We start from the raw sequence: 19,534 nt of genomic DNA, 5'->3' as shown, positions 1-19,534 counted from the left end.
ACCGGGCACGAGGTGCGGACAAGTCACACCATCTGCACTCGTGGCGATGCGAATCGGCTGTACAGTAAGCGGCTGTCGCCGCACCAGGCTTGCGGCCAGCCACAACCAACCTTCGCTGCGGCCCATCCAGGAATCGATAGCATGCGCCATCGCCCCGTATCCCTTCTCGGCTTCGCGCTGGCGGCCGCCATCAGCTTCCCGGCCAGCCTGCTGGCAGAGCCGTCGACAGAGCATCCGGCCTCGGCGCGCACCCTGCCTGCACCGGCCATCAGCAGCTCGACGTCGTTCGCCGCCCGCACGGCCATCCTGCAGCAAGGCTTCGCTCGCCGACGGCTGGCCATCGGTACCGCCCCGGCGCTGACTGCCAAGGGTATTCCACACCTGCCGGCCGAGCTTTTCGCCACCCGCCCCGAGCTCAGCGATCCGGGCCTGTCCCCCGATGGCCATTACCTTTCGGTGCAGATGGAAGACCAGAAAACCGGTGATCACGAACTGGCGATTTACGATATCCAGGCTGCCACTCCCAAGCTGACCAGCGTGCTGCGCATGCCGCGTCGGCAGGTGCCCATGAACGTGGTCTGGAGCAGCCCGACCGAACTGGTCATCGAAAAAGGCGAATCCGACGGATCTCTGGATCGACCCAAATATCTGGGCGAAATCATTTCCACCGATATTCTGGGGCGACACAGCCGCTACCTCTACGGCTACGAACGTGACAGGTCACGCTATGTCGGCGCGTCCAGTGACCAGATCGACCGCGGCTGGGGCCGGGTGGTCGGTGTCCATCACCCCGGTGACGGACATTTCACCATGGCCGTCACCGAGTGGGACCGGCGCGATCACACCGACCTCTACGATGTCGACAGCCTCAGCGGTCGACGGCGCCTGCTTGATGGCGTCGACATCGGCCAGGCCCGCTTCCTCACCGATGATGCCGGACAACCGATCTTTGCCTACGGTCCGGACCAGAACTACACCTACCGCGTCTATATCCGGCAGCAAGGGCAGTGGCGACTGCTTGATCACAGCCAGGCCGGCGTCGGCCTGGAACCGCTGGCACCGAGTCCCAGGCCCGGACACATCTATGCCCGATACAGCGCCAAGGGCGAACCGCTGGCGCTGGTGGAGCAGGCCTTCGACGGCAGTGACCGCACCGTCCTTGCCCGCCACCCCTATATCGATATCGGTGCCATCGAATGGACGGCCCAGCCACGCCAGCCCTTTGCCGAAAGCCTGGCCGCCGGAGTACCCTCGCCGCGCTACCTGAAGCCGGAACTGCGCGATGCCCAGCTGTACCGGCAGCTGGTGAAACTCTACCCCGGCCTGCACCCGCACTTCATCGACTTCAGCGAGGACGGTCGCCAGCTGCTGTTTTCATTGCAGGGGGATCGCCAGCCGCCCGTCTACCTGCTGCTGAGCACTGAAACCGGCAAAACCCATCTCCTGTTCTCCAGTCTGCCGCGAGTCGCCTCGAAGCAGATGGCCGAGCGTCGCTCACGGGTCTTCATGCTCAGCGACCGCCTGGTGGTCGAGGCGATCCTGACCCTGCCGGCCGACTACCACCAGCGGCCGCTGCCCACCGTGCTGATGCCGCATGGCGGGCCTTTCGATATCACCGACCGCTGGTATTACGACGCCGATGCCCAGTTCCTGGCCAATCGCGGCTATCTGGTGGTGCAGGTCAATTTCCGAAGCTCTGGCGGCCATGGTCCGGCCTTCGCCAGTGCCGGTGCACGCCATTGGGGCGATCGCGTGCAACAGGACATGATCGAGGTCATCCGACAGCTGATTGCCGAAGGCAGCGTCGACAAAAACCGGATCTGTACCTATGGTGGCAGCTTTGGTGGCTATTCGGCGATGATGAGCGTAATCCGGGCACCGGGCCTGTTCCGCTGCGCCATCGGCTATGCCGGCATCTACGACTTGTCGATGATGTACCGCAAAGGCGATATCCGGGAAAGCCGCCAGGGCCGCAGCTATCTGCATCTGGCCATCGGGGACGACCCCGCCGTGCTGGCCGCCAATTCGCCGGCAGAACTGGCCGGCCAGATCAGGATCCCGGTCCTGCTGATCCATGGCAAGGATGATCAGCGCGCGCCCTTCGCCCAGGCCAAGGCGATGCGCTCGGCACTCAAGGATGCCGGCAACCCGCCGCAATGGCTGGCCGAGCCCGATGAAGGCCACGGTTTCTATCAGACCGCGCACAATCTGCAGCGACTGCAGACGATCGAGGCATTTCTGGACCGGCAGATCGGGGCGCACGCCAACCCTGCGCCGGCCGGCGACGCCGCCACGCCGTGAATTCCCCGCATCCGGAGACGATTCCCCACTGCAACTACAGCAGCACCGGACGATCCGGCCGTTGATGGACTGGCATGGCCCGCACCGGAGCTATGTTGAATCAGAGAACAGCCGCGCGAAATCCCCGCGAAGTGCGGGCGCGCCCCGCACTTCGGCGCTGGACCGCCTGCGCAAGCCCCTGCGTGTCCAGGCATGATGCATGCAACCAAAGGCGCTGCCCGCGGCCCATCACCAGCGCCCCGAGGCGCCACCGCCTCCGAAACCGCCGCCGCCGCCGCTGAAGCCGCCGCCGGAGCGGCCGCCGCCAAAACCACCTCCACCCAGACTGCCCCAGCCCCCGCCACCACCTCGCCCCGATACCGACAGAAACCAGACCAGACCAGCACCCGCGAGGGCGCCCAGCCCGGCCATCCATACCGTATCCAGCAGATACATGACGCCTCCGCAGACCAGGGCGCCCAACAGGCAGCGCAACCACAGCGGCAACCAGGCCAGCAGAAAGCGCACCATCAAGGCCAGCACCAGTATCAATGGCCACAACGACTCCCCGCCCTGCCGGGCATGAGGTGATCGCACCGGCGGCAGGGATTCACCCCGGATCAGTCCGCTCAAGGCGGTGACCGCCGCATCGATGCCTCCGACGTAATCCTGCTCACGAAAATGGGGGCCGAGATATTCCCGGATGATGCGCGCCGCCGCGGCATCGGGAATGGCCCCTTCCAGTCCGTAGCCGACCTCGATACGCGCCTGCCGCTGATTTTTGACGACCAGCAGCAGCACGCCGTCATCCACGCCCTGACGGCCGATCCGATTGGCTTCGACCACCCCCATCGCATAGTCCTCGATGGCCTTCCCGCCGGTATCGGCCACCATCAGCACCAGCAGCTGCGCACCCTTGGCTTGTTGCAGCTGCGTCAGGCGGGCATCAAGCTGATCCAGCTGCGCACGCGTCAAGGTCCCGGTCTGATCGGTAGCGTAGTGCTCAAGTTTCAAGGATGCCGCCTGACCAAGGCCGGCGCCAAACATCAGACACAGGCCCAGCAGCATCAGCAGCCGGCAACGGATGATCACGGCTCAGGGCGCCGAACCGGCCGCTGCCGGAGAGGCATCGAAGTTGACGTTGGGTGCCCTCGAAATCGCCTGTTCGTTTTCCACGCTGAAATTGGCACGAGGCTGATAGCCGAATAACTTGGCGGTCAGATTGGCGGGAAAGCTGCGGACCTCCACGTTGTAGGCCAGAACGGCCTGCACATAACGATTGCGCGCCACCGTGATCCGGTTTTCAGTACCTTCCAGCTGCGCCTGCAGGTTCTGGAACAGTCCATCGGCCTTCAGCTGCGGATAGTTCTCACTGACCACCATCAACCGGGACAAAGCCCCTGACAAGGCGCCCTGAGCCTGCTGGAAACGAGCCAGCTGCTGCGGATCCCCGGCGCCATCCGCCGGCAGCTGCACCGAACCGACCCGTGCCCGCGCTGCGGTGACCTCGGTCAATACCTTCTCTTCGTGGCTGGCGTAGCCCTTGACGGTATTGACCAGATTCGGCACCAGATCAGCCCGGCGCTGATATTGGTTCAGGACCTCGGACCATTGCGCCTTGACTGCCTCGTCCTGACGCTGGATCGCGTTGTAGCCACAACCCGAGAGGCAGGCCAGCATGATCAGCAACAGACACGCACGCACAGATTTCATCCGATCCGCCCGACAGTTGGCCAGCGGACATTGGTAGCATCCGGACCTTGTGCGCGCAAGTACTTGCGATCGAAACTTCGTCAGGCTTGTACGCCCTTGCTCTGCCGCTGCAACGACTGGCGGCTACCGCACAGCCCGTACCGGACCGCGCCTGATCGATCCCGCCAGAGGCATCATGGAATCCATACGAGCTTGCAGATGTGCACCGAAGCCACGCCCTGGGCCAGCAATGGCAACCGATGCACGTGCGATCCCAACCGGATCAGCCATGATGGCCGGCCAGCACCAGGACCCAGCTCAGCACCGCGGTGACCAGCAGCACGAACACGGCGGCCGAGCCCATGTCCTTGGCCCGGCCGGCCAGCTCGTTGAATTCGGGGCTGGCCTTGTCCACCACCGCCTCGATGGCCGAGTTCAGCAGCTCCACCGCCAGCACCAACAATACCGGCACGATCAGCGCCAGTTGCTCAAGGGCACCCCGACCCAGCCAGGCACCCAGCGGGCAGACCACCACCACCAGCATTGCCTCCAGCCGGAACGAGGCCTCATGCCGCCAGGCCGCGGCAAAACCCTTCATGGTCCATTGCAAGGCCCGCCACAACTGACGCGGATCCCCGCGAAAACCACTACCCGCCATGACGCACTGCTCGTTCCGGCTTCAGCGGCAGGCTCAGACGGGCTGTTCCGGTGCTTTCCACACCAGATCCAGCTCGCGGGCCGCTTTGACATCATCCAGACGCCGCACCGGCATGCTGATCGGTGCCTGCTTCAAGACCTCAGGCGTCGACTGGGCTTCACGCAGCAGCTGGGCCATCACGTCCACGAAGTTGTCCAGGGTTTCCTTGGACTCGGTCTCGGTGGGCTCGATCAGCAGACACTCCGGCACCAGCAGCGGGAAATAATTGGTCGGTGCATGGATATTGTGGTCCAGCAGAGCCTTGGAGAAATCCAGCGCGGTGATGCCGTTGGCCTTCTTCTGCGGCTGCACGGTCACAATGAACTCGTGGCTGGCGCGGCGCTCCGGATAGGCCAGGGTGAAACCGACCTCGGCCAGTCGCCTGGCCAGATAATTGGCATTGAGGGTAGCGAACTCGGCGACCCGCACCATGCCCTCACGCCCCAGCATTCGCGCATAGATATAGGCACGCAGCAGCACCCCGGCATTGCCGGCGAAGCTGGTCAGCCGACCGATCGACTGCGGACGATCTTCCTGGCGAACCCAGCCGTACTGGCCATCGTCCTTGCGCTCGACCATCGGCACCGGCAGATAGGGCCGCAGACGTTCGGAGACGCCGACGGCGCCGGCACCGGGACCACCACCGCCATGCGGCGTCGAAAAGGTCTTGTGCAGATTCATGTGGATGGCATCGAAGCCCATGTCACCCGGGCGGACCTTGCCCAGAATCGCGTTCAGATTCGCGCCGTCGTAATACAACAGGCCACCGGCCTCGTGCACCAGCTTGGCGATTTCCTGGATCCGTCGCTCGAACACGCCGATGGTGCTGGGGTTGGTCAGCATGATGCCGGCGGTCTTGGGGCCAAGCACCTTCTTCAGCGCTTCGACGTCGATGTCACCATCGCTCTTGGTCGGAATTTCGCGCACGGTGCAGCCGCACATGGTCGCGGTGGCCGGATTGGTGCCGTGGGCCGCATCGGGCACGATGATCTCGGTACGCTCGGTATCGCCGCGATCGCGATGATAGGCGACGATCATCGCCACGCCGGCCAGCTCGCCCTGGGCACCGGCCATGGGCGCCAGCGAAACGCCGCCCTTCATGCCGGTGACATCGGCCAGAATTTCCTGCAGGTCGTGCATGCAGGCCAGAAACCCTTGGGACATCGAGTCCGGCGCATAGGGATGACGGGCCAGGAAGCCGTCCAGCATGGCCAGACTGTTGCAGGCCCGCGGGTTGTATTTCATGGTGCACGAACCCAGGGGATAGAACTGGGTGTCGATCGAGAAATTCTTGCGCGAGAGGTTGGTGTAATGCCGGACCACTTGCAGCTCCGACACTTCCGGCAGCCCCGGGGACGACTTGCGGCGAAACGCGGCCGGCAGGTCGGCAGGCACTTCGACATCGGCGGGCATCTGGGCGGCAGCGCCGCGACCTGGCTGGGAAAGCTCGAAAATCAACATGACGACTGTCGGTCCGTGTCGGAGTGAATAAACAGCCCCGAATGATGCCACAAGGCCGGGGGTTGCGGTGAGCCCTCAGGCACGGCGCACCCTCACGAAAGCTGAACGCCACCCATCCACCGTTCAAATAGGGTACTCTTCGACGTTTGCGGTCCCGTCAGGGCCCAGGAATCACAGGTCGGCCCACCCGGGTCGAGCCCGACCACACCTATCATCAAGGCATGCGATGACAGCTCAGTTACCGTCCAAGACGCATTCGTTCAGCACCGTTTTTCTTATCGAAATGTGGGAGCGCTTCGGTTTCTACGGCATGCAGGTCCTGATGGTGACCTACATGATCAAGAATCTGGGCTTCGACGACGCGCGCTCGAACCTGGTGTGGGGCGCCGCCTCGGCCCTGATCTATGCCACTCCCGCCATCGGCGGCTGGGTCGGTGACAAGCTGCTGGGCACTCGCCGTTCGATGCTGATCGGAGCCAGTGTGCTGACGCTGGGCTATCTGCTGCTGTGGATACCCAACAACGGCGGCGGCCTGCTGTATATCGCGCTGGGCGTGATCATTGTCGGCAACGGCCTGTTCAAGTCCAATGCCGGCAATCTGGTTCGCAAGATCTACGAGGGCGACGAAAGTCGCATCGATTCGGCCTTCACCATCTACTATATGGCCGTCAATATCGGCTCGACCTTCTCGATGCTGCTGACCCCCTGGATCCGGGTCAAGATTTCCAGTATGTATGGCGAGACCTGGGGCTGGCACACCGGCTTCGGTGTCTGTGCCCTTGGCCTGATTCTGGGTCTGATCAACTACGCCGTCATGCGTCGCAGCCTCGCGCATATCGGCTCGCAAGCCGACAGCCATCCGGTCCGCAAGGACTACGCGGCGGGCGTGCTGGCAGGCTCGATTGCCTGCGTCCTGGCCTCGGCCTTCATTCTCGACCACCAGAGTGTCGCCCGGGCCTGCGTCTATCTTGCAGGCATTCTGATCCTGGCCATCTTCGCCTGGCTGATCGCCAGGAGTCAGCGCGGCGAGCGCTCGGGCCTGGTTGCGGCATTGATCCTGTGCATCCAGACCATCTTCTTCTTCATCTTCTACCAGCAGATGTCGACTTCGCTGAACCTGTTCGCCCAGCACAACGTCAACCTCTCCTTCGACCTGTTCGGCTTCCATCTCTTCAATTGGATCCCCGAGCAGTTCCAGTCGCTCAACGCGATCTGGATCGTGCTGCTGAGCCCGGTACTGGTCTTTATCTACAATACCTTGGGTAGCCGCGGCCGCGATATTTCGGTCGCCGCCAAATTTGCCTGGGGCTTTGCCGCTGTCGCGGCCGGCTTCTTTGTCTACGGCCTCAGTGCCAGGCACGCCATCAACGGTCAGGTGTCGTCCTGGGCCATGGTCTGGGGCTATGGGCTGTATTCGCTTGGCGAGCTGCTGGTCTCGGGTCTGGGCCTGGCCATGATCGCCCGTTATGTGCCGGAGCGGATGGGAGGCTTCATGATGGGGGCTTACTTTGTGGCTTCCGGTATTTCCATGTACCTGGGCAGCATGGCCGCCAATTTTGCGGCCATGCCGCAAGGCATCATGGATCCCGAAACCTCCCTGAGGATCTATACCGGTCTGTTCACCAAGCTCGGCTACGTCGGCATCGGCTGCACGTTGATTGCATTGGCGATGCTGCCTTTGATGAAGAAGCTCTCCAGCAACCACGAAGCCCACGCCACGCCGTTGCCGGCCGTACACAGCGAAGAGGCATGAAGCCCACGCTGCTGATCCAGGCAACGCGGCCCGAGGCCTTGCCGTGAGCCGTGACTCGAAAGGACCGGGCATCGGCCCTTCGACCTTGGCCCGCAGTCTGGCCTGGCTGCGGCTTTGCGCCGTGTTCGGGCAGTCCGTCACGGTCCTGGTCTGCATCACGCTGCTGGGCATGCATCTGCCACTGCAGGCTCTGGCGGCAGGCATCCTCGGCCTGGGCCTGTTCGCCATCTACGCCTACTGGCGGCTGAGCACACGCAAGACCTTGCATGAGTGGGAGGTGGTGTTGCACATCGCCGTCGATACCCTGGTACTGGGTTACCTGCTCTATTTCACAGGTGGCGCCGACAATACCTTCATCACTCTATTGCTGGTACCGATTGCCCTGGCGGCAACCACCTTGCGGGTGCCTTCGCTGCTGTGCGTGTCAGGCCTGGCCGGGCTTGTCTATCTGACCTTGCTGGTCTGGTACCAGCCGCTGGACCTGGACAGCGCACGCTGGTCGCACAGGGCCTTGCGCCTGACCGGCGCAACGCTAAATTTCGCGATCACGGCCGGCCTGCTGGCCTTGTTCTCCCATCGTCAGGCCCGTTCGTTGCGACGCCAGCAGGTGGAAGTGCAGCGGGTCCGCGAGCGGGCCCTGCGTGACGAGGGCATTCTCGCGATCGCCACCCAGGCCGCAGGCGCGGCCCACGAGCTGAATACACCGCTCTCGACCATGCGCATGCTTTTGCCGGAACTGCGCAAGGAACACAGTGCCGACATCACTCTGGCAGAAGATCTGGAGCTGCTGGAGGTTCAGGTCGAGCGCTGCCGCGGCATCCTTCGCGAAATGGTGGCCTTCGGCAAGGCCCAGCTCGCCGAGGAGCCGGAAACCCGTCCGCTCGCCGAGTTCATCCAGCTGTGTCTGGCCCGCTTTCAGTTGCTGCGCCCCGAGGTCGAGCTGACCCTGAACATCCGCGGCGACGTCTCCGATCAGACCATCCGTGCGCCGGTCAGCCTGCGCCATGCGCTGATCAATCTGCTGAACAATGCCGCCGATGCCTCGGCCCTGTGCGACTCCAGGCAGATAGAACTGCATGTGGAACGCGATCATGGCTGGCTGGATCTGCTGGTCATCGACAATGGTCCGGGCTTCAGTGAAACCCACCAGGCCCCGTTGCTGGGGCGCAGTGGCAAGCGCAGCGGTCTGGGTCTGGGCATGGCCCTGACCCAGGCCACCGCCGAGCGCCTGAACGGCGAGCTCAGCGTGCGCAATCTGGCAAGCGGAGCTGAAGTCCGCCTGAGGCTGCCCTTGGAGGTAGCCTCTTGAGCCGGCATGGCCTATGATTTGCAACATTTTTTTTATTTCTTATTGTCTTTCAGTATGCTCAACATCCTGATGATCCATGTCCCGGCACAGGCCGGGGTCCTACCATGCCGGAGTACGCCATGAGTGAAAATCTGCCCAACGCGTCCAACCGCCCTGTTCTGATCGTCGATGACGATGTGACCTTCACCCGCGTGCTGTCGCGTGCGCTGACCTCGCGCGGTTTCGAGGTGGTGATTGCCAATCAGGCCGATGAGGCGCGTCTGCTGGCCCGCCGCAACCACCCGCAGCATTGCGTGCTGGACCTGAAGCTGGGCGACGAGAATGGCCTGCGACTGATCCCCGAACTGCAGGCGCTGGTGCCGGATCTGCGAATCCTGTTGCTGACCGGTTACGCTTCCATCGCTACCGCCGTCGAAGCCATCCGTCGCGGTGCCCATGATTATCTGGCCAAGCCGGTCGATGCTGACGCCGTGGTCCGGGCCTTGCTGGATGGCGACACCTCCAGCAGCAGCGAAGATGAGCTGCTGGAAGCCCCGGACGCCCCGCTGCCCTTGCGTCGACTGGAATGGGAACACATCCAGCGAGTACTCACCGAGTGCGATGGCAATATCTCGGAAACAGCCCGTCGCCTGGGCATGTACCGTCGCACCCTGCAACGCAAGCTGGCCAAGCACCCCGTTCGCGAACGTCCGGACAGCGAAGGCTGACCCCCTCCTGCCGACGCCTCGAAGCCCCGGTTTCGAGGCGTCCTGCAGATCACGACCGCCGCGAGGCAGTCAGCCCCGCAATCTCCCCGCTACCTAGCCATCCGCCCATGCTCCACCGATAATCGGTGGCTGATGGCTACCTATCAGAAGCAAAGTCGTTAATGTTTGTACCAGGCCAACGCTGGATTTCATCCGCCGAACCCGAACTGGGGCTCGGAACCATACTTCGCGTCGAGGGACGCAGCGTCCAGGTGCTGTTTGCCAAAGCCGGCATCCTGCGCCCCTACGCCGCCGATTCGGCCCCGCTGATCCGGGCCGAATTCCGGGCCGGCCAGCGCGTGGCCGGCAAAGGCATCGCCTTTCTGGTCGAGCGGGTCGAGATCAAGGACGACTTGCTGATCTATAGCGGCGAAGGCCGCGAACTGCACGAAGGCCAGCTGGATGACGAACAAAGCGTCAGCCAGGCGGACGACAGGTTGGTCGGCGGCCGGGTCGATACCACCGCGCAATTCGAGTTGCGACTTGAAACCCTGCAGCGTCGCGCCGAGGCTCGTCGCGCCGCCAATTGGGGTCTGGGCTCTTCCCGTATCGGTTTGATTCCGCACCAGCTGCGGGTCGCCGGCATCGCCGCCGCCCGCCGCTCGCCGCGGATCCTGCTGGCCGATGAAGTCGGCCTGGGCAAGACCATCGAAGCGGGCATGATCATGGCCCGCCAGCTGGCGACCGGCCGTGCCAGCCGAGTGCTGGTCCTGCTTCCCGATCCGCTGGTCTACCAGTGGTTCATCGAGTTGCGCCGCCGGTTCAACCTGAATTTCGCGATCTTTGACGAAGAGCGCTGCGAAGCGCTGGAACTGGCTGACGAAGCGGTCAATCCGTTCGAAGACGACCAGCTGGTGATCACCGACTTCAGCGTGCTGGAACAACATCCCAGGCGCGCCGAGCAGCTGAAGGCTGCAGGCTGGGATCTGCTGGTGGTCGACGAGGCCCATCATCTGGCCTGGACCCCGGAACAGGCCAGTCCGCGCTACCAATGGGTCGAGCAGCTGGCGCAGCAGACCCCCGGCGTGATTCTGCTGACCGCGACCCCGGAACAACTGGGACGGGCCGGTCACTTCGCCCGCCTGCGCCTGCTGGATCCGGACCGCTACCCCGATCTGGCCCGCTACGAGGCCGAGGCCGACGGCTATCTGGCCCTGTCCGCGATTGCCGATGCGCTTTCTGCCGGACAGGCACTGAGCGACGCGCAGCAGGCCGAACTGCTGGCCCAGCTGGGCGCCGATGCCGAACTGCAGACCGCACTGGCGGATCCGCTGAAGCCGGCCCATGCGCATGCGCTGATCGCCGCGCTGATCGATCGCCACGGCACCGGCCGGGCGATGTTCCGTCATCGTCGCCAGAGCGTCGGCGGCTTCCCCGAGCGCCGGCCCGAATTCCAGCTGCTGGATGCCGGCGTACTGGATGCGGAACTGAACCAGCAACTGCTGCAGGAGTTCCAGGCCGACCTGCAGGCGCATCCCGAAGACGAAGACTATGACTACAGTCACGATCCCCGGCTTGAAGCCTTGGTGGCGCTGCTGGAAGCCCATCCGCAAGACAAGTTCCTGCTGATCTGCCGGACCCAGGCCAAGGTGCTGGCGCTGGAAGATGCCCTGCGCACCCGCAGCGGTGTCGGCGTGGCCCGTTTCCATGAAGGCCTGAGCATGGTCCAGCGTGACCGCAATGCCGCCTTCTTCGCCCAGCCCGATGGCGCACGTCTGCTGCTGTGCTCGGAAATCGGCTCGGAAGGCCGCAACTTCCAGTTCGCTCACCGGCTGGTGATGTGGGATCTGCCGCTGGATCCGGACCTGCTGGAACAACGGATCGGCCGCCTCGATCGCATCGGCCAGCAGCACAGCATCAGCCTGCACCTGATCCTGGCCCCGGAAAGTCCGCAGCATCTGCTGGCGCAATGGTACGACCAAGGCATGAATGCCTTCCGCCACAGTCCGGCCGACGGCCGCCAGTTGCTGGCCGAATTCGGCGAAGAAGTGGCGGGCGCCGCCCTGGCCCAGGATCCGGACCGTATCGCGGTCCTGATCAAGGACACCCACGCCATGCATCAGGTCCTGCTGGACCAGCTGCAGGCCGGTCGCGATCATCTGCTGGAGCTGGCCGCCAATCGCGACCTGCATGCCGATGATCTGCAGCGCGCCTTCCAGCATGATTTCGATCCGGCGCAGGAAGGCTTTGTGCAGCGCCTGTTCGAACAGTTCGGCGTGCATCCGGAAGAATTGAGTGCCGGTATCTGGCTGCTGGACCCGCAATACCTGTCCACGGATGCCCTGCCCGGCTTCGAGGAAGGCCCGCTCAGCGTCACCTTCGACCGCAAGACCGCACTGAGCCGTGATGACCTGCCCTTGCTGCGGCTGGATCATCCGCTGGTCGGCGGCGCCATCGAACTGACTCTGGCCGGAGAGCTTGGCAATGCGGCCTTTCTGGTCGACGACATGCTGCCGGCCCGCAGCGCATTGCTGCAGGCGGTATTCGTGATCGAGTGCGTGGCCGACCAGCGACTGGATGCCGACCGCTATCTGCCGCCGACGCCGGTGGTGGTCACCGTCGACACCCGTCTGGCCGAGCGCGAGGATTTCGCCCCCAGTCCGGTCGCGGTCCGCAAGGCCGCCGACCGCACGATCGAAGTGCCTCGCTATCGCAAATTCCTGGCCAAGCTGGTGCCGCCGATGCTGGAACGGGCCGAAACCCTGGCCGGAACCCGTGCCGACGCCCTCAAGAGCGCCGCGCTGGAGCTGGCCACCACCGAGCTCGATGCTGAACTGCAGCGGTTGCTGGCCTTGCGCCAGGTCAATCCTTCGGTCAGCGAACGCGAGATCGGCGAGCTGGCCGACGAGCGGACCCAGCTGCTGGATGCCCTGCCCCAGGCCCGGCTGCGGCTGGATGCGATCCGCTTTGTCACCAGCCCCGACTTCCTCAGCCTGCGCTGAGGAGGTCCCGAGGCAGGGAGCTGTCGATGCGACTGGGCGGCCTGTATCGCTATCCACTGAAATCCGGAGCGGCTCAAGCCGTCTCCGACATTGCCGTACTGCCGCGCGGACTGGCGGCAGATCGCGGCTGGATGGTCTGCGATCCACAAGGACGCTTCATCACCGGACGCAGCCATCCGCGCATCAGTCTGGTACAGGCCCAGCCGCTGGCCGACGGCCTGCAATTGCATGCGCCAGGCATGGCGATGCTGCACATTCCTGACACCAGTCTGGCAGACGTCTGGCCGGTCAGCATCTGGAAGCAGTCGGTCCAGGCCCTGGTGGGCAATGCCGCGGCCGATGCCTGGCTGAGCGCCTGGCTGGGCACCTCGGTCCGTCTGGTCCGACTCCCGGAGACCAGCCATCGACCGGTGGATCCCCGCTACGGCCGCACGGGCGACGAAGTCAGCCTGGCTGACGGTTTTCCGCTGCTGCTGCTGGGCCAGGCTTCGGTGCATGCCTTGAACCAGCGCCTTGAACATCCGGTCGGCGCCCTGCATTTCCGCCCCAACCTCATCATCGAAGGCTGTGAAGCCCACGCCGAAGACAGCTGGCACCGACTGCGGATCGGCGAAGTCGACTTCGAAGTGGTCAAGGCCTGCACGCGCTGCATCTTCGTGAATGTCGATCCGCAGACTGCGTCCCCGGATCCTGCCGGCGAACCGCTGCGCACGCTGGGCACCTACCGCCGCAGCGACAAGGGCATCATCTTCGGCCAGAACCTGATCCCGCGTTCGGACGGGCGGCTGCGGATAGGCGACCCGGTGATCCGGCTGGACTGAGTCCGACTCAGCTCCCGCCAGGTCCAGGCAGCCGATCCGCGCCAGCAGGCGAATGACTCCGTCGGATGCCATGCGCCGCTCCAGCCACCAACGCTATCAACGCCACAGGGTTCTTGCAGGCTTGAACGGCAGCCGTCCACGCCAGTACTGAAGCAGCAGCCAGCCGCCCAGCATGCCCCCCAGGTGAGCGAAATGCGCCACCCCGGCCTGGGTCTGGGTCACACCGAACAGCAACTCGGCCAGCGCGTACAAGGTGACGAACAGCCAGGCCGGCAACGGCACCGGAATCAGCATGAAATAGACTTTTTCTCTGGGATAGAACACCCCGAAGGCCAGCAGCAGGCCGAAGACCGCGCCCGAAGCCCCCAGCGTCGGATAGAAGCCCGGCAGAAACCAAGCCGTCACCGCCAGCTGGGCCAATGCCGCGCAGACCAGACAGGCAAAATAATAGATCACGAACCGCGGCGTGCCGAGGGTCCGCTCGATGGTGCCTCCGAACATCCACAGAGCCAGCATATTGAACAGGATATGCGTCACGCTGCCATGCATGAAGGCATAGCTGATCAGCTGCCAGGGACGAAACCCCACCGCCACCACGCCCGTGGCCGTCTGGGCCATCTGGTCAGGCCCCAGCGGCCACAAGGCGGCATGAACCAGCAAGGGATCGTGCCAGACCTGCTGCAGCAGGTAGACCAGCACATTGAGAGCCATCAGGACCTTGGTGGCGATCGGAAGATTGACGGGCATGGGAAACTCCAGAGCAAGCAAGGCGGCTTGCGGGCCGCCTTGCTTGCTGCAACACAGGGGAACGGTCAGGCCAGAGGCGTCGGCTGCAGGATCTCGATCCAGTAACCGTCAGGATCCTTGATAAAGGCGATATGCCTCATGCGACCATCGCTGAGCCGCTTCTGGAAATCCACGCCCAGTTCCTCGAATCGCGCGCAGGCCGCCTGCACATCGGGCACCGAGATGCACAGATGGCCGAAACCGCGCGGATCGCTGTTGCCGCTGTGGTAATGGAAATCGGCCTGCTTTTCGGTGCCGTAGTTGTAGGTCAGTTCCAGCACGCCGGACTGGCCCAGCACCCACTGCTGCCGCGCCTTGTCATCGTCATGGGCAGGAATCGATTCCAGCGGCTGGCGCACCAGGTAATAGATGGTGAACTCCGCGTCCGGAAAGTCACTGCGGTGCACCGGCACGAAACCCAGCACGCGGGTGTAGAAGTCCATCGACTTCTGCAGGTCTTTCACCCGGATCATGGTGTGGTTGTAGACGTAGTCGCGCGTCTCGGCGGCGGGTCGGGCGGTGACGCCCGGCAGGTTCAGAAGGTCGGCTAGAGACATTGCAGTTCCTTTGACAGGTCGACAGGGGTGGAGCGGCATGCCCGTCCCTCGCGGCAAGGGCATGCGGGGAAGTGGTCCGTGACCGCCTCGCCGGTCAGATCGCATCGGCCGGCGAGGGATCGGCCCGAGGCTCGCGTCGCAGCGACAGCAGCAGCAGAACGACGGCCAGGGTCAGATAGGCGCCGCTGAACTGCCACACCATCGAACGCATGTCGACGGGAAGATGCCAGGGCAGATACACGCCCCCCGAAAGCAGCACCGAGTGGATGATCCCGCACGCGGTCAAGACGGCACCCAGCAGCAGAATCAGCGCTGCACGGCCCAGCCGGCCATCGATCATGGCGACGACGAAACTCGCCCAGATCATCGAGGTAATGATAAATCCGTTGCCCAGCACCGTCACCACGGCCAGTTCGGCGATACCGCCATTGGCGGCATGGAACAGCTGGGCGAAGTGCTCGGGTGACAGATACGTCGGATCGCTGAGCTTGAGGGTCAGCATGCGCGCGATCGGCGGAAAGAAGCTGAAAACCACCGCGGCGGCGTAACGGGAAGGCGTCGCCTCGAAGGACTGGGTGGTGATGCCGATGGCGACGAATACCAGGATCGGCGCCAGCACCGACAGCGGCAGCAGTTCGACGATGGTCGACAGATAGCCCAGCATGCCGCCCAGACCGATGATCAGGCCAGTGATCAGGGTATAGCTGGTACGCGCGCCCATCGCCTTGTAGGAGGGCTGGCCGATATACGGCGTGGTCTGGGCGACGCCGCCGCAGATGCCGGCGATCAGGGTCGCGACGGCCTCGACCAGGAGAATGTCCCGCGTCGAATATTCATCACCCGAGGCGCGGGCGCTTTCGTTGACATTGATGCCGCCGACCACCACCAGCAGACCGAACGGCAGCACCAGCGGCAGGTACGGCCCGACATGCGTCATGCCCTCCCACCAGCCCAGACTGGGCCATGGCAAGGCCAGCCGCCACTGCAGGGCGGCATGGGGCTGATAACCGCTGCCCAGCCAGCCCAGCGGCCCCAGCACGTAATACAGCAGCGTACCGACCAGGAAGGCCACCAGCACGCCGGGCAGACCGAAGGGCAGCTTGCCGCGGGCCACCAGTGCATACAGCACGATACCCAGCCCGGTGAAGCCGACGACCGGCACCTTCATGATTTCCAGCAGGGGCAGAAAGCCCATCAGCACCAGGGCAATACCGGCGATCGAGCCCAGCAGCCCGGCGCGCGGCACCTTGCGCTGGACCCAGGGCCCGGCAAAGGCCAGCACCAGCTTCAACAACCCCATCAGCACCATCGCCGCCATGCCGGTATGCCAGGTCAGCAACGCGGCGGCATCCGCCGAGAGACCGGTCTGCTTGAAATGCAGAAAGGCCGGCCCCAGCAACAGCAGGGCCAGACCGATGCTGCTGGGGGCATCCAGACCCAGTGGCATCGCCGTCACGTCATCCCGCCCGCTCTGACGGGCCAGCCGGCGTGCCATCAGGGTATAGGCCAGATTGCCGATCAACACGCCCAGGGCCGTGCCTGGAAACATCCGGGTGTAAACCAGATCGGCCGGAAAGCCGAACAGCCCCACCAGCGCCATGGCGATAAACGCCATGATCGACAGATTGTCGACCACCAGACCCAGAAAACCATTGATGTCGCCAGCAGTCAGCCAGCGAAGCCTGCGAGGTGCACTTGCCACGGAAACTCCTGCACGGGGCGACAGCCGTCGCCATCCGTCATTCAAAACGATACGTCAGCGGGAACGGTAACACGCAAAACCGAGCGATCCCCTGTTTTTGCCTTCCAGAGAAGGCGTATCTGCTCGATGCGACCTCGATTGGCCGGCGTATCGGGATAATCGATGATCAATACCTTGGAACGAAGCCGGATTGGTCGCGGCTGCTCCGGGCCCTGCCACTGTCCGTAGACATCCTGCACGCTGAGTCCGGCGGGAAAGCGCGGCGTCACCACATGATCCAGAAATTCCTGCCATTGCCGTTCGCGTGCCGCCAGCCCTGAACTTTCAAGCCGGCCCAGCCCGAAATACAGACGACTCTCCACCCAGTTGCGGGTCGCTTGCGGATGCGCCGCGTCACTGCTTGCCGGTGCAGCCGGAACCGTCACTGCACCCACTTGGGCTGTCGAAGCCAAGCCCCATGCCAAGGCTATCAGCCAGATCGTGCGCCACCGGTGGTCATATGCCATCCCCTGTTTCCTCAACTTTCAGGTCAAAGTGATTGCGCCGGCATCATCGCAAGCCGGATGCCAGCTCCCGAATCCTGCCTTGATCCGCGCCTTTCATCAATCTGCAATCAATTTGCCATTGACTTGAAAAGGAGAATGATTATCATATAGACAAGTCGGACACCCCCAAGTCCGGCCCAGTGCCGAGAGGCAGCAGTCCCAAGACCTGGCATCAGCCCCCCTGATACCGGATCGACCAAGATGGATCAAAAGCCCGAATCCCCCATTCGGGCTTTTTCTTGGGCGTCGTCCGGCACCCCCGCCGACCGGGATGCGTCGCCATGGCGACGCATCGTCACCTCGCTGCAGAAGGTACCCAGCAAGCAGGCATGGCGTCTGGCAGCCGGGGCACTGTCAAAGTACGCCGGCACCGTCAGCGGCAGTGACTCGGGTCCGGGACCGAAACCCTGCACGATATAGATGGCATCAACCATTGCATCCTCATCCTTGAGATCTGTTGATGGCTGCAATGTAACCTGATTAGGCCTTCACCTATGTGAAGAAAATCACAAGACCGGCATACGTCATCGGCCGGCCTGGCGCATCGACGGATTCACCTGCAAGGCCCGCGCTGACGGGTTTCCGGCACCGCGGCCGTTGCGGCAGCAGGGGATCAGCCCTGACCAGGTGCCGCGGGAGCTTCCGCCGCTGCCGGGAGCGGCGCCAGATTGAAGCTGATGGTGCTGATCTTCGCATCCAGCCCCTGCACCACCGCCGACGTCAGATCGTTGCCCAGATTGCCGCCCAGCACCGCATTGCGATCCAGCAGCAAGCCGCAACCGTGCGACTTGTAGATATCAGCCAGAATCGGCTGGGTTTCCCGGCCGATCCGGCCCATGGCCTGCACCCGGGTCAGCTCCAGCTGCCGGACATCACGCTGGCGCTCGGCTTCCAGTGCGCGGGCGCGCTGGTCCAGAGCCTGGGCTTGCGCCTGCCGACTGGCTTCCGGCAGGGTCTTGGCCTGCTGCTGGAAGGCGCGGGCATCATCGCCCAGCTTGGCTCGCTCGGTATCGAAACGGCTCTCGGCGCCGCCGGCCAGCTGTCGCAACCGTGCGGTCGCCGCCTGCCCCACCTTGGCGTTGGCAAACACCGCCTGCCGCGACAACAGGCAGACGCCGTTGACCAGCGGCCCATGCAGTTGTTCCGAGCCCGGCACCTGCGTTTCCGTCTGGGCCTGAGCCGCCGAACTCAACAGGGCGGCCGCGGCCCAGATCGCGAGATGATGACGTGCGCGCATATTTCCTCACTTGTGACTGATGAAGCCCTGGCAGCGGGCTCGAAATGGTATAGCTACCGACCCGCATGCAGGCGGTTGGTTCCCCGGCCAGGACGCTGCAGGGGAACTCGGCAGCGGCAGGCCCAGGCTTGATCCTACGTCGCCGGGAGGGCATCCGGCCAGTCCTGCCATTGCAGCGCGAACGCCGGCCCCCCGGCCTGGCCTGCAGGACCATGGTGCAGCGGCCCGGAGCCCTGTCCCACCTCCAGCCATGACGCATGAACCAGGGCCTGGTACAGAAAACGCTTGGCCCGCTCGGCCGCCACCGGCACCGGATGCCGGGTCAGCTCCGCCGCCAGAGCCGATGACAGCGTGCAGCCGGTGCCATGGCCGTAGCGCCCGGTCACCCGTGGCGACTCCAGCCAGCCGGCCCCCCTGGCATTCACCAGCACATCGGCACAGCGACCGTCCGGGCGATGCCCCCCCTTCAGCCAGACCCAGTCCGGCCCCGACTTCAGCAGCTCGCGTGCCGCCGCCGTCATGCCCGCGGCATCGGCGACCATGCCTCGGCCCAGCAAGGCTTCGGCCTCGGCCAGATTGGGCGTCAGCACGGTCACCAGCGGCAACAGCTCCTGTTGCAGCACCTTCAGCGCCTCCGGTTCCAGCAGGGCTCGGCCGCTGCTGGAACACAACACCGGATCCAGCACCACCACCGGGACCGGTTGGCGGCGCAGTATCCGCGCCACCCGCCGGATCACCGCCGCATGGCCCAGCATCCCGATCTTGAGAGCATCCACTTGCACGTCATCCAGCACGGCCTGCAGCTGGTCACTGACCAGGTCCGCCGCCAGCACCTGCACACGCCGCACGCCGCAGGTGTTCTGGGCCACGATGGCCGTGGTCACCGCCATGCCGTACACGCCGCAGGCGGCAAAGGTCTTCAGGTCCGCCTGGATACCGGCCCCGCCGCTGGGATCGGTGCCGGCAATGCTCAGCACATTGGCCACCTTTCGGCCGGCCGCCATCG

At 64.3% G+C, this 19,534-nt stretch carries 16 protein-coding genes; 6 read left to right on the top strand and 10 right to left on the bottom strand.

The window, feature by feature from the left end:
- Positions 1–141: 141 nt before the first annotated feature.
- Positions 142–2,301, top strand: a complete 2,160-nt coding sequence (locus tag FRAAU_RS07600) for an alpha/beta hydrolase family protein (RefSeq protein ID WP_014402959.1) — start codon at positions 142–144, stop codon at positions 2,299–2,301.
- Between the two features lie 228 nt (positions 2,302–2,529).
- Here the strand turns inward: FRAAU_RS07600 and FRAAU_RS07595 are convergent, their stop codons facing one another.
- From FRAAU_RS07595 to gcvPB, 4 genes are all read right to left on the bottom strand, one after another.
- Complete coding sequence (locus FRAAU_RS07595; protein WP_014402958.1) at positions 2,530–3,348, bottom strand: TPM domain-containing protein; 819 nt, start codon at positions 3,346–3,348, stop codon at positions 2,530–2,532.
- A gap of 27 nt (positions 3,349–3,375) precedes the next feature.
- A complete protein-coding gene (locus FRAAU_RS07590; RefSeq protein ID WP_014402957.1) occupies positions 3,376–3,993 on the bottom strand; it encodes a LemA family protein in 618 nt (205 codons plus the stop codon).
- 262 nt (positions 3,994–4,255) lie between these two features.
- Complete coding sequence (locus FRAAU_RS07585) at positions 4,256–4,630, bottom strand: diacylglycerol kinase (RefSeq protein ID WP_014402956.1); 375 nt, start codon at positions 4,628–4,630, stop codon at positions 4,256–4,258.
- 33 nt (positions 4,631–4,663) lie between these two features.
- The gene (gcvPB, locus tag FRAAU_RS07580) at positions 4,664–6,130 is read right to left on the bottom strand and encodes an aminomethyl-transferring glycine dehydrogenase subunit GcvPB (protein ID WP_014402955.1); all 1,467 of its coding nucleotides are present in this window, start codon (positions 6,128–6,130) and stop codon (positions 4,664–4,666) included.
- Between the two features lie 226 nt (positions 6,131–6,356).
- Here gcvPB and FRAAU_RS07575 point away from each other — a divergent pair, with 226 nt between their 5' ends.
- The 5 genes from FRAAU_RS07575 (at position 6,357) to FRAAU_RS07555 (ending at position 13,701) form a co-directional block, all read left to right on the top strand.
- Positions 6,357–7,883, top strand: coding sequence for a peptide MFS transporter (locus tag FRAAU_RS07575; protein WP_014402954.1), 1,527 nt, complete (start codon positions 6,357–6,359; stop codon positions 7,881–7,883).
- Positions 7,884–7,926: 43 nt separating this feature from the next.
- A complete protein-coding gene (locus FRAAU_RS07570; protein WP_014402953.1) occupies positions 7,927–9,192 on the top strand; it encodes an ATP-binding protein in 1,266 nt (421 codons plus the stop codon).
- Between the two features lie 119 nt (positions 9,193–9,311).
- Positions 9,312–9,899 (top strand): response regulator transcription factor, encoded by a 588-nt coding sequence (locus tag FRAAU_RS07565; RefSeq protein WP_014402952.1) that lies wholly within the window; start codon positions 9,312–9,314, stop codon positions 9,897–9,899.
- Between the two features lie 161 nt (positions 9,900–10,060).
- Positions 10,061–12,880 (top strand): RNA polymerase-associated protein RapA, encoded by a 2,820-nt coding sequence (gene rapA / locus FRAAU_RS07560; RefSeq protein WP_014402951.1) that lies wholly within the window; start codon positions 10,061–10,063, stop codon positions 12,878–12,880.
- A 26-nt stretch (positions 12,881–12,906) separates the two neighbouring features.
- Positions 12,907–13,701, top strand: coding sequence for an MOSC domain-containing protein (locus tag FRAAU_RS07555; protein WP_014402950.1), 795 nt, complete (start codon positions 12,907–12,909; stop codon positions 13,699–13,701).
- Positions 13,702–13,797: 96 nt separating this feature from the next.
- On the opposite strand, the gene FRAAU_RS07550 is transcribed toward FRAAU_RS07555, so the two are convergent.
- The 6 genes from FRAAU_RS07550 to thiD form a co-directional block, all read right to left on the bottom strand.
- Positions 13,798–14,448: a rhomboid family intramembrane serine protease gene (locus FRAAU_RS07550; protein ID WP_014402949.1), complete on the bottom strand. Its 651-nt coding sequence runs from the start codon at positions 14,446–14,448 to the stop codon at positions 13,798–13,800.
- Between the two features lie 65 nt (positions 14,449–14,513).
- Entirely contained in the window at positions 14,514–15,044 is a 531-nt protein-coding gene (gene gloA, locus FRAAU_RS07545; RefSeq protein WP_014402948.1) for a lactoylglutathione lyase, read from the bottom strand.
- A gap of 94 nt (positions 15,045–15,138) precedes the next feature.
- Positions 15,139–16,746, bottom strand: coding sequence for a hypothetical protein (locus tag FRAAU_RS07540; RefSeq protein WP_014402947.1), 1,608 nt, complete (start codon positions 16,744–16,746; stop codon positions 15,139–15,141).
- Between the two features lie 41 nt (positions 16,747–16,787).
- Entirely contained in the window at positions 16,788–17,252 is a 465-nt protein-coding gene (locus tag FRAAU_RS07535; RefSeq protein WP_014402946.1) for a DUF3574 domain-containing protein, read from the bottom strand.
- Positions 17,253–17,904: 652 nt separating this feature from the next.
- Complete coding sequence (locus tag FRAAU_RS07525; RefSeq protein ID WP_014402944.1) at positions 17,905–18,528, bottom strand: OmpH/Skp family outer membrane protein; 624 nt, start codon at positions 18,526–18,528, stop codon at positions 17,905–17,907.
- 134 nt (positions 18,529–18,662) lie between these two features.
- Positions 18,663–19,532, bottom strand: a complete 870-nt coding sequence (gene thiD / locus FRAAU_RS07520) for a bifunctional hydroxymethylpyrimidine kinase/phosphomethylpyrimidine kinase (protein WP_083841138.1) — start codon at positions 19,530–19,532, stop codon at positions 18,663–18,665.
- Positions 19,533–19,534: the final 2 nt, after the last annotated feature.

This window comes from Frateuria aurantia DSM 6220 (genome assembly GCF_000242255.2).
GTDB lineage: Bacteria > Pseudomonadota > Gammaproteobacteria > Xanthomonadales > Rhodanobacteraceae > Frateuria > Frateuria aurantia.
This window is presented reverse-complemented; position numbering and strand designations above follow the sequence as displayed.

Bases quoted from the DNA above. Each gene is read 5' to 3' on its own strand.
- FRAAU_RS07600 (WP_014402959.1), top strand. From the start codon at position 142: ATGCGCCATCGCCCCGTATCCCTTCTCGGCTTCGCGCTGGCGGCCGCC.
- FRAAU_RS07595 (WP_014402958.1), bottom strand. From the start codon at position 3,348: ATGCTGCTGGGCCTGTGTCTGATGTTTGGCGCCGGCCTTGGTCAGGCG.
- FRAAU_RS07590 (WP_014402957.1), bottom strand. From the start codon at position 3,993: ATGAAATCTGTGCGTGCGTGTCTGTTGCTGATCATGCTGGCCTGCCTC.
- FRAAU_RS07585 (WP_014402956.1), bottom strand. From the start codon at position 4,630: ATGGCGGGTAGTGGTTTTCGCGGGGATCCGCGTCAGTTGTGGCGGGCC.
- gcvPB (WP_014402955.1), bottom strand. From the start codon at position 6,130: ATGTTGATTTTCGAGCTTTCCCAGCCAGGTCGCGGCGCTGCCGCCCAG.
- FRAAU_RS07575 (WP_014402954.1), top strand. From the start codon at position 6,357: ATGACAGCTCAGTTACCGTCCAAGACGCATTCGTTCAGCACCGTTTTT.
- FRAAU_RS07565 (WP_014402952.1), top strand. From the start codon at position 9,312: ATGAGTGAAAATCTGCCCAACGCGTCCAACCGCCCTGTTCTGATCGTC.
- rapA (WP_014402951.1), top strand. From the start codon at position 10,061: ATGTTTGTACCAGGCCAACGCTGGATTTCATCCGCCGAACCCGAACTG.
- FRAAU_RS07555 (WP_014402950.1), top strand. From the start codon at position 12,907: ATGCGACTGGGCGGCCTGTATCGCTATCCACTGAAATCCGGAGCGGCT.
- FRAAU_RS07550 (WP_014402949.1), bottom strand. From the start codon at position 14,448: ATGCCCGTCAATCTTCCGATCGCCACCAAGGTCCTGATGGCTCTCAAT.
- gloA (WP_014402948.1), bottom strand. From the start codon at position 15,044: ATGTCTCTAGCCGACCTTCTGAACCTGCCGGGCGTCACCGCCCGACCC.
- FRAAU_RS07535 (WP_014402946.1), bottom strand. From the start codon at position 17,252: ATGGCATATGACCACCGGTGGCGCACGATCTGGCTGATAGCCTTGGCA.
- FRAAU_RS07525 (WP_014402944.1), bottom strand. From the start codon at position 18,528: ATGCGCGCACGTCATCATCTCGCGATCTGGGCCGCGGCCGCCCTGTTG.
- thiD (WP_083841138.1), bottom strand. From the start codon at position 19,532: ATGGCGGCCGGCCGAAAGGTGGCCAATGTGCTGAGCATTGCCGGCACC.